Annotated in this window: 14 protein-coding genes; 9 read left to right on the forward strand and 5 right to left on the reverse strand. The window is 71.4% G+C overall.

The window, feature by feature from the left end; translation table 11 throughout:
* Window positions 1-17: 17 nt before the first annotated feature.
* The 5 genes from JM949_RS02690 (at window position 18) to JM949_RS02710 (ending at window position 3,971) form a co-directional block, all read left to right on the forward strand.
* The gene (locus JM949_RS02690) at window positions 18-863 is read left to right on the forward strand and encodes an ABC transporter permease (protein ID WP_203146868.1); all 846 of its coding nucleotides are present in this window, start codon (window positions 18-20) and stop codon (window positions 861-863) included.
* Between the two features lie 441 nt (window positions 864-1,304).
* Window positions 1,305-1,457, forward strand: a complete 153-nt coding sequence (locus tag JM949_RS02695) for a keywimysin-related RiPP (RefSeq protein ID WP_203146869.1) — start codon at window positions 1,305-1,307, stop codon at window positions 1,455-1,457.
* A 192-nt stretch (window positions 1,458-1,649) separates the two neighbouring features.
* Window positions 1,650-3,335, forward strand: coding sequence for an asparagine synthase (locus JM949_RS02700; protein ID WP_203146870.1), 1,686 nt, complete (start codon window positions 1,650-1,652; stop codon window positions 3,333-3,335).
* The gene (locus tag JM949_RS02705) at window positions 3,298-3,552 is read left to right on the forward strand and encodes a lasso peptide biosynthesis PqqD family chaperone (protein WP_203146871.1); all 255 of its coding nucleotides are present in this window, start codon (window positions 3,298-3,300) and stop codon (window positions 3,550-3,552) included. Before JM949_RS02700 ends, JM949_RS02705 begins: the two co-directional genes overlap by 38 nt.
* Window positions 3,549-3,971 (forward strand): lasso peptide biosynthesis B2 protein, encoded by a 423-nt coding sequence (locus JM949_RS02710; protein ID WP_203146872.1) that lies wholly within the window; start codon window positions 3,549-3,551, stop codon window positions 3,969-3,971. Before JM949_RS02705 ends, JM949_RS02710 begins: the two co-directional genes overlap by 4 nt.
* Window positions 3,972-3,989: 18 nt before the next feature.
* Here the strand turns inward: JM949_RS02710 and JM949_RS02715 are convergent, their stop codons facing one another.
* Window positions 3,990-5,453 (reverse strand): class II 3-deoxy-7-phosphoheptulonate synthase, encoded by a 1,464-nt coding sequence (locus tag JM949_RS02715; RefSeq protein ID WP_407664680.1) that lies wholly within the window; start codon window positions 5,451-5,453, stop codon window positions 3,990-3,992.
* A gap of 452 nt (window positions 5,454-5,905) precedes the next feature.
* Between JM949_RS02715 and JM949_RS02720 the strand changes: the two genes are divergently transcribed.
* Together JM949_RS02720 and JM949_RS02725 are read left to right on the forward strand one after the other, a co-directional pair.
* The gene (locus JM949_RS02720; RefSeq protein WP_203146873.1) at window positions 5,906-6,271 is read left to right on the forward strand and encodes a hypothetical protein; all 366 of its coding nucleotides are present in this window, start codon (window positions 5,906-5,908) and stop codon (window positions 6,269-6,271) included.
* Window positions 6,272-6,405: 134 nt separating this feature from the next.
* Window positions 6,406-6,765, forward strand: coding sequence for a hypothetical protein (locus tag JM949_RS02725; RefSeq protein WP_203146874.1), 360 nt, complete (start codon window positions 6,406-6,408; stop codon window positions 6,763-6,765).
* Window positions 6,766-6,821: 56 nt separating this feature from the next.
* On the opposite strand, the gene JM949_RS02730 is transcribed toward JM949_RS02725, so the two are convergent.
* From JM949_RS02730 to JM949_RS02740, 3 genes are read right to left on the reverse strand one after another with little or no spacing between them, the layout of a single operon-like run.
* Window positions 6,822-7,154, reverse strand: coding sequence for a hypothetical protein (locus JM949_RS02730; protein ID WP_238432445.1), 333 nt, complete (start codon window positions 7,152-7,154; stop codon window positions 6,822-6,824).
* Window positions 7,130-8,011 carry a phenylacetate--CoA ligase family protein gene (locus JM949_RS02735; RefSeq protein ID WP_203146876.1) on the reverse strand — a complete coding sequence of 294 codons (882 nt, stop codon included), beginning with the start codon at window positions 8,009-8,011 and terminating at the stop codon, window positions 7,130-7,132. Before JM949_RS02735 ends, JM949_RS02730 begins: the two co-directional genes overlap by 25 nt.
* A gap of 11 nt (window positions 8,012-8,022) precedes the next feature.
* Entirely contained in the window at window positions 8,023-8,199 is a 177-nt protein-coding gene (locus JM949_RS02740; protein WP_203146877.1) for a hypothetical protein, read from the reverse strand.
* A 61-nt stretch (window positions 8,200-8,260) separates the two neighbouring features.
* Between JM949_RS02740 and JM949_RS02745 the strand changes: the two genes are divergently transcribed.
* Together JM949_RS02745 and JM949_RS02750 are read left to right on the forward strand one after the other, a co-directional pair.
* Window positions 8,261-8,491 carry a thioesterase II family protein gene (locus JM949_RS02745; protein WP_203146878.1) on the forward strand — a complete coding sequence of 77 codons (231 nt, stop codon included), beginning with the start codon at window positions 8,261-8,263 and terminating at the stop codon, window positions 8,489-8,491.
* On the forward strand, window positions 8,479-9,048 hold the full coding sequence (locus JM949_RS02750; RefSeq protein ID WP_203146879.1) for a thioesterase II family protein: 570 nt from the start codon (window positions 8,479-8,481) through the stop codon (window positions 9,046-9,048). Before JM949_RS02745 ends, JM949_RS02750 begins: the two co-directional genes overlap by 13 nt.
* On the opposite strand, the gene JM949_RS02755 is transcribed toward JM949_RS02750, so the two are convergent.
* A partial coding sequence (locus JM949_RS02755; protein WP_203146880.1) for a thioesterase domain-containing protein occupies window positions 9,017-11,005 on the reverse strand: 1,989 nt, incomplete at its 5' end. The genes JM949_RS02750 and JM949_RS02755 overlap by 32 nt on opposite strands.

Here is an 11,005-nt window from a genome sequence, read left to right on the forward strand (position 1 = left end):
CTCGCGGGGGAGGTCCGATGTCGACCACGCTGATCCCAGCCACCGCGCCACCACCCGCGCGGGTGGACCTTTCCGGGATCGGTCCACCACTGCACGGCGCGGGAGCCCTGCGGCAGGTGCTGGTGCTCTCCGGTCGTTCCCTGCGGGTGCTGCGTGAACCAGCCCTGCTGGTGCCCAACCTGATCGAGCCGTTCCTCCTGCTCCTGCTCTTCAGCCAGGTGTTCCGCAGCCTTGCCCAGGTGCCCAGCTTCCCCGACGGCGTCAGCTACATCGACTACCTGCTGCCCGCGGTCCTGATATCGATGGGCATGACATCCGGGGTGAAGAGCGGTCTGCTGCTGAGTACGGACCTGCGCAACGGCGTCATCACCCGGTTTCGGACCATGCCACTCTGGACCGGGGCGGTCCTGCTCGCTCGCAGCTTCGCCGATGCCGCTCTCAACGCCGTGGAGCTGCTCTTCCTGCTGGTCATCGGCGCACTACTGTTCGGCTACGCACCGGCCGGTGGAATTGCCGGCGCCCTCGGCGCCATGCTTGTCGCCCTGAGCCTCGCCTGGTCCGTCGGCTGGGTCTTCATGGCGCTGACCACCCTGCTCCGTCGACCGGAGAGCCTGCAACAGATCGGCGGGATGCTCACCTTTCCGCTGATGTTCGCCTCGAACGCGTTCGTCACCACCGACGGGCTGCCGACCTGGTTGCGGGCCTTTGCCGAGGTGAACCCGCTGACCCACGCCATCAACGCGGCTCGGGGCCTGGCCCTTGGTGCCGCGACCCCGTCGATGGTCCTCTGGCCGCTCTGCATGTGCGCCGTCACCGTTCTGGTCGCCGCACCGGTAGCGATGCGCGGCTTCCGGCGCCCGTGACAGCGCCCGCCGCGGAACGGCGGTACCGCCCGGCGCCGAAGACCGTGCCGGCGGCGAACGCGGGAGCCGCGTCGGCCCGGCCGCGGCGAGGTCGGCAGGGCGGCGCGCGCTCCGGGCTGAGCGGCCGAGCGTCGACAGCGGCATGCGGGCAGACACCCCGACGGCGTACCTCGGCGTCGCCCCCGGGCACACATCCCACGGCAGGCTGACCGCGCCGTCAGTAGCTGCCATTAACGCACGGCAATTTACGCACGACTATCCGATCGGATTCCCGAAATGTAAGACCGAGCCACGTTCGGGTCACCAGGTGCGCCAGGGATCTGACAACCAGCCTGGGTCAGGAGTCAAGCACGATTAGCAACCTGCTATCTCCGATAGCCTCTGCTCGCTGCGACATCTAATCTGCTAGAACCGGCCGGAACATCTATCGGGAGGAAAAGAATGAACAACAACAACAACGCGAACAACAACAACACGAACAACAACAACCTGTACGAGACCCCGTCCTTCACGAAGGTGGGCAGCTTCCGCAAGCTGACCGGCTTCAGCATCACCACGATCAGCGCGGAGCTCTTCCTGCGCCGCTTCATCTGACGGGTTGAGCATGCCAGGCCATGATGGAACTCCCTGCTTCGTTGTGTTACCGGACAACGCTGCTCTGGCCAGCTTGGCCTGGCATCCGTCACTGACAGGGCCGGGCATCCGGACCCTGCGCCACATGACCGGGCGCCGTGGATCATCGGCCGATGGTCCACGGGCGAGCTCGTCGCCAGCACGGACGGGCCGGTGCGAGTGGCGATGATCGGTCAGTTCGGAGCCAGCGCCGACGATCTGACTCGGCTGGTGGCCCGAGCGACAAGCGTCAGCGACGTGGACCACGTGCACGATCTCCCCGGATCGTTCGCCGTCATCGCGGCCGACGGTGACGCCGTCAAGGTGCAGGGCACCGCCTCCGGATGGCATCGCGTCTACCATGCCGAGATCAACGGCTGCACGGTGGCAGCGAGCCGGGCGGACCTGCTCGCCGCGTTGACCGGGGCGGAGCCGACGGCCAGCGCGCTCGCGATCCGGCTGCTCGAGCCGGTGCCGTATCCGCTCGGCGAGGCGCCGATGTGGCAGAACGTGACCGCCGTCGACCCGTACGACCAGCTGGTCGTGACCGGCCACGGCCGGCACGCCCGCAGTGTGCGGTGGTGGTCGGCACCGGAACCCGCGCTCGGTCTCGCCGACGGGGCCCAGGCCGTGCGCGCGGCCCTCACCGCGGCCGTGGACGCCCGGATGCGGCCCGGCCAGCCGATGAGCACCGACCTGTCCGGTGGATACGACTCCACCGCGCTGGCCTTCCTGGCCGAGCGCAGGGGCGCCGACCTGGTGGCCTGCACGGCCCACAGTGACGATCCGCTCTCCGACGAGCTCGGCTGGGCCCGCCTGGCGGCAACCCACCTGCGCCTCCGGGAGCACATCGTCCTGCCGCCCGAGGAGTTCACCCTGCCGTACGCCGAGATGGGCATCGGCGAAGATGTCCTCGACGAACCATCGATGATGGTTCCGTACCGGGGCCGCGCGATGTCCACGATCCGGCGGATGGCCGGCACCGGCTCGACGATGCACTTCACCGGATTCGGTGGCGACCAGCTCTTCACCGGAAGCCCGATCTACCTCCAGCGGCTGATGCGGCGGTCCCCCCGGCGAGCCGTCGCGAACCTGCGCGGTTACCGCGCTCTGTTCTCCTGGCGACGCGGGGCACTCCTGCGCGAACTGCTCGACCGCCGATCGCTGCGGAGCAGCCTGCTCGGCGTGAATCTGGACGAACCCCCGAGCGTCGACATCACCATCCCGAGTTTCGGCTGGGTTCCCACGCCACGGGTACCGCAGTGGTTGACGCCGATGGCCCGGGACATGATCAACGAGGCGCTCCGCGCCGCGGCGACGTCTGCCGTTCCGCTGGTCGAGGAGAAGGGCACCCATCTGGAGCTGCACGGGATCCGCGCCGCGACCCGCGAGGTAAGCGTCCTGGACGCGATGGCGCGGACCGTCGGCCTGCCGCTGGCCGCGCCGTTCTTCGACGACCACGTCATCGCGGCGGCGTTCTCGGTTCGCAGCGAGGAGCGGGTGACGCCGTACCGGTACAAGCCGTTGCTCGCCGCGGCCATGCGCGGCATCGTTCCGGACGACTGCCTCGACCGGCAGACGAAGGCCCAGGGCGGCGTCGAGGGCGCCGAGGGGCTGCGCCAGGAGCGGGTCCGGCTCGCGCAGCTCTGGGAGGACTCCCGCCTCGCCGATCTCGGCCTGGTCGACGCCGGTCGGCTACGCCAGCTGTGCTCGACCCCGTCCGCGCCGGAGCTGGCGGACGGGGCCCTGCTGAGCACGATCGCCTGTGAGTCGTGGCTTCGCACCCGGCCCGCATCCATCCGCCCGACACCTTGGGGACCCGATGAGCCTGCGTCTACACCAAGACTTCACCCTCACTGAAACCGACTTCGGGGCCGTGCTGCTGCATCGGCGGCGCGGCACGTACTGGCAGCTCAACCCCAGCGGCGCGCTCATCGTCACGAGCCTGCTCGGCGGCTCCGACGCCGACGGCGCGGTGCAGCGGCTCGTCGAGCAGTACGACGTGGACCCGGGGCAGGCCCGCCGGGACGTCGACTCGCTGGTGGCCGACATGCGCGCGGCGGGAGCACTCCGATGACCTTCGAGATGACCGTCCACCGTGGTCCGCGGGACCCGTCACTGCGCCGCCGCCTGGTGACCAGGGCGGCGATCGTCCTCGGGCACACGCTCCGGCCGCTTCCGCCCGCGCTGCTGGCAAAGGTGCTGGGCCGGGTCAGCCGGGGTGCCCGGCCGGCCAGCTACGCGGAGGCCAAGGCCAGCCGCGACCGGGTGATGTCGGCCAGCCTCGGGATGAACGCGCTGCAGGCCTGCCTGCAACGGTCACTGGCGGTGGCCCTGCTCTGCCGGATGTCCGGCTGCTGGCCGACCTGGTGCGCCGGGGTACGCCAGAGCGAGCCGTTCACCGCCCACGCCTGGGTGGAGGCCGAGGGGCGCAGCGTCGGCGAGCCGGGGGTGTCCGAGCGGTTCGTGGCCCTGGTCCGGGTCAGCGCCGGCTAGCGGCCGGCGCCGGCTGGGTCACCGGATCGGGCGGGGCCATTCCCGCAGCATCTCCGCGACCAGGAGGGCGAGTTCGAGGCTCTGCCGGGTGTTCAGCCGCGGGTCACAGGCGGTCTCGTAGCGGCCGGGCAGGTCGAGGTCGCCGATGCCCTGCGCGCCACCCAGGCACTCGGTGACGTCCTCGCCGGTCAGCTCGATGTGGATACCACCCGGATGGGTGCCCAGGCCACGGTGCACCTCGAAGAATCCGAGCACCTCATCCACGATGCGGTCGAAGTGGCGGGTCTTGTAACCGTTCGACGACTCGTGGGTGTTGCCGTGCATCGGATCGCACTGCCACACGACCTTGGCCCCCGCCGCGTGGACCTTCTCCACGATCGGCGGCAGGACGTCCCGCACCTTGCCGTTGCCCATCCGGCTGATGAACGTCAGCCGGCCCGGCACGTTGTCCGGGTTGAGCTTCTCGCACAGCTCGATCGCGGTCTCCGGCCCGGTGCCCGGGCCGAGCTTGACGCCGATCGGGTTGGCGATGCGGGAGATGAAGTCGATGTGCGCGTGATCGAGCTGGCGGGTGCGCTCGCCGACCCACAGGAAGTGCCCGGACAGGGCGTAGGCGCGGCCGTCGGAGACCCGGGTGAGCGCCCGGTCGTACTCCAGGGCGAGGGCTTCGTGCGAGCAGTACAGGCGGACCGTGCGCAACGCCTCGTTGTCGGTCATGCCGCAGGCGCGAATGAAGTCCAGGGCGCGGTCGATCTCGCGGGCGATGGCCTCGTAGCGCTCACCAGCCGGGGACGCCCGCACGAAGTCCCGGTTCCAGTCGTGCAGCCCGTGCAGGTCGGCCAGGCCGCCGGCGAGGTAGGCGCGGAGCATGTTCATCGCCGCGGCGGAGTTCGCGTACGCCCGGATCATCCGCTGCGGGTCCGCGACCCTCGCCGCCGCGTCCTCCTCCAATGAGTTGATCATGTCGCCGCGGTACGCCGGCAGGCCGGACGAGTCCGTCAGCGCCGACCGCGGCTTGGTGTACTGGCCGGCCACCCGGGCGACCTTGACCACCGGCATGGACGCGCCGTACGTGAGCACAACGGCCATCTGCAACAGCGTCCGCGCGTTCCCGAGCAGGTGACTTTCGGTGTTGTCGGCGAAGGTCTCGGCGCAGTCGCCGCCCTGGAGCAGGAACGCCCGCCCCTCGCACACCTCGGCCAGCCGCATCCGCAGCTGATCGACCTCGTACGGGGCGACCAGCGGCGGGACGTCGTCGAGCACCTGGCACACCGAGGCCACTTCCGCCATGTCCGCCCACGGCGGCAGCTGGACCCGTGGCAGATCACGCCATCGGTCGAGACCGAGGGCGGCGTCCTCGGCGGAGCCGGTGAACGGACGGGACGTCCGCTCGGCCGTAGCGCCCACGCCCGGATGACCAGGCCCGCTCAACGCACCGCGCGCGCTACGAAGGTCGGGGCCGGCGGGAACGTCCAACACCATGATCCACCCTCTGCTAACGGTCCACTGTCGCGCCGACTGTCGGCGCTCGCCGCCCGGTACGCCATCCCGACCTGCGTCGGCAGGGCTCAGGGTGCGACGGGTATGGCGGCGCCACCAGAGCTTCCACCAATCCGCACGCCCCGCGCCACGACACATCCGGAACTTCGATCACGCCCGCCCGACGGCAGCCGACGGAGGCGGGAACTCGGCCCATCCACCACGGGTCGACGGCTCATGAATTGAAAATGCGCCACCCCCGCCGCAAAGATTTCTAATCGCGCTGGAATGTCGGATGTCGATACTGCGAAAGTCGGGCGACCGAGATTTCCGGTCAAACTTCAATGGCGTACACCGCCACTCTTCGGGCTTTCCGTCTGTTCCCAGAAAGTCCTGCGCTGTTCACTGTTCACAGTTTGACCGGCCGCTGGGAATGTCACACGAAAGGGAACACCATGAAGAAGCAGCTCGCCGCGATTCTGGCGACCACGCTCGGCGCGGGCGCCCTGATCCTCGGCGCGGCCGCACCCGCCTCCGCCGCTGTCGGTCCCCCGACCGCCACCACTCCGGACGGTAAGACGATCGCCATCCGCGAGTTCGTCGGAGGCATGTACGCCCTCCTCCAGCCGGCGTCGGCCGGCGACTCGGCGTGGACGCAGCGACAGGGTTCCACCGCACAGCTGGGCAAGGTGACCGCCACCAGCGACACCGCGAAGCTCGAGTCGACTCTGGTCGGCCCGATCTTCTACGCCTACCGCGCGTGCGCGCAGACGTCGGGCGGCGTGACCTGCACCGCGTACTACAGCCCGCTCGGCCGCTAGGCACGCCTGGACAGCCCGGGCCTCCATGCCCCAGCCGCACCGGCTGGCCACGCCCGCGGACCGCGCGCAGCACCGACGGTCCCCGGGTGCCATCTCGCCGACCCCCCTCGGCGGAAGCAACAGAGAGGAACACCATGAGGAAGCGTTCTGCCGCACTCCTGGCTACCGCGATCGGCGCCAGCGCAATGTTCATGGGAGCCGCACCGGCGTCCGCCGCGGTCGACCCCACCCCGAGCACCACCACTCCCGACGGCAAGACCGTCCGGGTGTTCGAGTTCGTGTACGACTACCGCGCCCACCTGCTGCCGGCGCAGACCGGCGACTCGGTGTGGCTGGAGGTGTACGGCTCCACCGCGCCCAACACCAACAAGGTCACGGCCACCTCGAACACCGACCTGCTGATCTCGGGCTCGGTGGTCTGGGGCGTCTACGCGAAGCTGCGCGCCTGCGCCCAGACGTCCGCGGGCGTGACCTGCACCGCCTGGAACAAGTAATCCCCTGAGGGGCCGGTACGGCCGGGACATCCCGGCCGCACCGGCCCCTCGCCACGTCAGCGGGACACCGTGGAGAACACCGTGCGCAACTTGCCACCCGGGGTGCGCTGCGGGGCCTCCTCGTCGTGCTCGACCCGCACGTCGGTCAGGCCGTGGCTGTCGAGCAGGCCGCGCAGCGCCCGCTGGACCTGCGCCCAGACCTGGCCGGCGTCGGCGCGGTCCTCGATGACCAGCCGCACCGCGAGACGGTGCGGGTCGGTCTGCACGATCTGGAACATCCGGACCCCGGCGGTGCTGTCGACGAGGGTGCCGAGCGCGAGCGGCGGCAGCTCGACCGTCCGGCCGTCCGGGGCCGGGAAGGCGATCACCTCGGAGGTGCGACCCTGCACCCGGACCGCCGGCAGCGGATTGCCGCACGGGCACGGGTCCGGCCGCATCGTGAGGCTGTCGCCGAGGTCGTAGCGGATGATCGGCTGCACCCGGTTGGCCAGGTTGGTGAGCAGCACCGTGTGCGACGGCTGGCGGGCGGCACCGGGCGGAACTGCTCGTCGACCGGCTCCAGGATCGCCCAGTCGGCGTTGACGTGCAGCCAGTCGTGCTCGCAACCGTGTGCCAGCCCCATGAACTCGGAGCAGGCGTACTGGTCACGGACCTTGGCCTGGAAGGTCTCCCGGATGCGGACGCGTTCCTCCGGCGGCAGGCTCTCCGCCGAGGTGATCACCAGGACCGGGCGGATGCCGAGGCGGCCGGCGCGCTGCTCGCGGGCCAGCAACGAGACGGCGCTGGCGTACCCGTTGAGGATGGTCGGGCCGAAGGCGCCGACGCCACGCACCAGCTCGTCCAGCGGGGAGTGCACCGAGAAGATCCGAATGCTGCGCCTGCGGATCGGGCGTTCCCGGATGAGGCGCTGGGCGGTGGAGTAGCCGGCGAAGTGGCCGCCGACCGCCCAGATCGCGGCCACCTTGTTGCCCCGGCGCAGCATCGACAGGTAGTCACGCCCACCGAGCCACGAGCCGCTGGCCCGGGCCACCGTGATCCCCGACAACACGGCGTACGTCCGGTCGTCCTGCACGAAGACGCCACGGAGGCCGCTGGTGCCCGACGTGGTGACCACCTGGTAGCGGTCCCGGTAGAGCGTGCCGATCCGGTCGGTGTCGGCGACGAACGCGCGCACCTCGTCCAGCGACACGGCGCGGTCGGTGACCCAGTCGTCGTACCGGCTCATCAGCTCGGCCTTGGTGGTCACCGGCAGCGACCTCACGTCGTCGACCCGGTCGGGCAGGTCGCGGTACAGCTCCCGGTAGTACGGCGAGTCGGCCCGGCCCGGGCCAGCAGGTCGGCGAGGCGGGTGCGCTGCCGTTCGGCGACGAGCTCCGGTCCGCCGCGGCGGACCCGGCGGAGATCCCAGACGACGGACATCAGGCCCTCGGCCATGATCGCTCCTCACTTCGGTTCATGCACGGTCGCGGATGCTACGCTCCGGCGGGTGACCCCGATGCGGCCAAGCCGATGGTTCCTGCGGCTGAACCCCCAGCCGGACCCGCTGTTCCGGCTGGTCATGTTCCCCAACGCCGGCGCCGGGGCGGGGGTGTTCCGGTCCTGGTCGACGGTGTTCGATCCGCGGGCCGAGGTGTGTGTGGTGCGACCGCCCGGCCGCGACAACCGCAGCGACGAGCCGCTCTGCGCCGACCTGGAGGAGTTCGCGGCGGCGCGGTGCAGGCGCTGACGCCGCTCGGGCCGGCGCCGCTGGCCCTGTTCGGGCACAGCATGGGCGGTCTGGCCGCGTACCTGGCCGCCGTCGAGTGGCGGCGGCGGACCGGCGCCCCTCCCGTCTGGCTCGGTGTCGCGGCCCGGCGGGCGCCGCAGTTCCGGCGTCGTCCGGACGCGTTGCTGGCGCTGCCCGACTTCGAACTCGCGATGGTCCTCAACGGCCGGTACGGCGGCATTCCCGCCGAGGTGGCCGCCGACGCGGACCTGCTGGCGCACTACGCGCGGATCCTGCGCGCGGACATCGCGGCGATGGACGGCTACCCGCACCGGCCCGGCGACCCGCTGGACTGCCCGGTCGAGGTGTTCGGTGGACGGCGCGACCCGGACGCGACCGAGCCGGAGCTGACCGGGTGGCAGGAGGTGACCAGCCGTCCGCTGCGGCGGCACATGTTCGACGGCGGTCACTTCTTCCTGCACGATCACCGCGAGGCCGTCGCGACCGCCGCCACCCGGGGCATCCTGGCCGCGTTGGGCACGGACCTCACCGGCCCAGCTCCCGCGCGATGGTCGTGACGACCTGCTCCTCGGCCTGGTCGCCGTGCAGGAAGAAGTGGTCGCCGGGCACCACCTGGAGGGTGAACGGGCCGGTGGTCAGCCTGCCCCAGGCCCGCATCTCCTCCTCGCTGACGAAGGTGTCCCGGTCACCGTGGAAGGCGGTCACCGGGATGGTCAGCGGCGGCTCGTCCGGGTCGTGCCGGTAGGTGTGCACGAGCCGGAAGTCGGCCAGCCCCACCGGTTTCACGGCGGCGCGCACCTCGGCGTCGACGTCGATGCCGAACTCCTCGCGGATGAACGTCTCGTAACGCCTGTGGTCCCGCGCGGACGCGCCGGCCAACTCCTCCACCGCCGGCACGTCGTCGAAGCCGAACACCTTGAAGGTCTCCATCACCCGGCGGTACACCGGGTTCGGCTGGTCGCTGGGCGCGGTGTACGCGCCGACGAACAGGTGGCTGACCCGGCCGGTCCCGCTCAGGCGACGGGCGACCCGATACGCGACGAGCGCGCCGACGCTGTGCCCGTACAGGGCGACGGGCCGGTCCAGCCGGGTGGTGAGCACCCGTTCGAGGGCGTCGACCGCCTCGGTGAGGTCGGCGATCGGACGTTCCCGGATTCGCTGCTCCTTGCCGGGGAACTGGATCGGGCAGACGTCCACGTGCTCGGGCAGCCGTTTCGCCCACCGGGCGTAGAGCGACGCGCCCTTGACGCCGTACGGCACGCAGAACAGCCGGACGTCCGCGTCGGCCCGGTCGCTGCCGTGCGTGAGCCACGACTCGGGGCGCAGGTCGTAGTCCCGGCCGTACGCGTCGCCGGGGTCGCCGTCGTCGCCGGAGCCGGTCAGCAGGGCGGCCAGGTCCCGGATCGACGGGCCCTGGAGCAGGTACTCGACCGGAACGTCGTGCCCCAGGTCGGCCGTGACGCGGCGGCGTAGTTCGAGCACGGCGAGGGAGTCCATGCCGTACTCGGCCAGCGGCCGGTCCACCTCGGGCGTCTCCCCGGCGAGCAAACCGCGCACCGTGTCGGTCAGGTAGCCCACGACGTCCGCGCCGGCGGCGGCGTGCGGGTGGGTGGCCGCCTGCCGCGCCAGCTCCACCCGCCGCCGGTTGTCGATGCGGGTGATCTCCACATCGGTGGCGCGGGCGACCAACTCGCCGGAGTCGGCGAAGACCAGGATGTCGCCGCGCAGCCCCTGCCGAACGACGGCGTGAGCCCACAGCGGCCCGGCGACCGGCCGGTCCACCACGAGCAGTTCGGCGACGCGGCGGGTGATGAACGCGTCGCCGCTCAGCTGCTCGCGGCCGGCGACGGCGAAGAGCTGCACGGCCGCGTCCAGCACTCCGGGGTGCACGGCCAGCCCGCAGGTGTTCTCGTCCGCTCCCGTGGGCCGGAACCGGGCCAGCGCCTCGCCGTCGCCCGCGCTGACCCGGTCGACCCAGGTCACCGCCGGTCCCATGGTGAAGCCGCGCTCGCGCAGGTCGGCGTGGAAGTCGTCGGCGGAGATCGGGCGGGGGCACCGGCCTGCCAGAGCGGCACGGTCCGCCGCCGTGGTGAGCATGCGGGTGGTGGTCGGCTCCGGGAAGAGCGTCGCCCGCAGGTGCGCGCTCCACTCGCCGTCGCCGGTCGGCCGGCTGTGCACGGCGCAGGCCCGTTCCGCGCCGTCGGCGGCGGGCTCCACAGTCACCTGCACGGTTCGCTCGGACTCGTCGGAGAAGTGCAACGCCTCGACGAACTCCAGGCCGCGCAGCAGATAGCTGCGGGAGCCGGCGAGGTCGCGCACGGCGGCGGCGACCATCGCGTGGTAGTAGCCGATGTGCAGGACACCGTTGTTGTCGCGCAGCTCCGGCAGCGTGCCGGGGCCGACCCGCGCCTCGTACTGCGCGGTGGGCAGCGGCGACGAGACCCGGCGGCCGGGCAACGGCACGGCCGAGGCCGGCACGGAGGGCGCGGGCGGCGCGGAGGGCGCGGGCGGCGC

Origin of the sequence: Micromonospora tarensis (assembly GCF_016803395.1) — a bacterium.
Taxonomy (GTDB): Bacteria; Actinomycetota; Actinomycetes; order Mycobacteriales; family Micromonosporaceae; genus Micromonospora; species Micromonospora tarensis.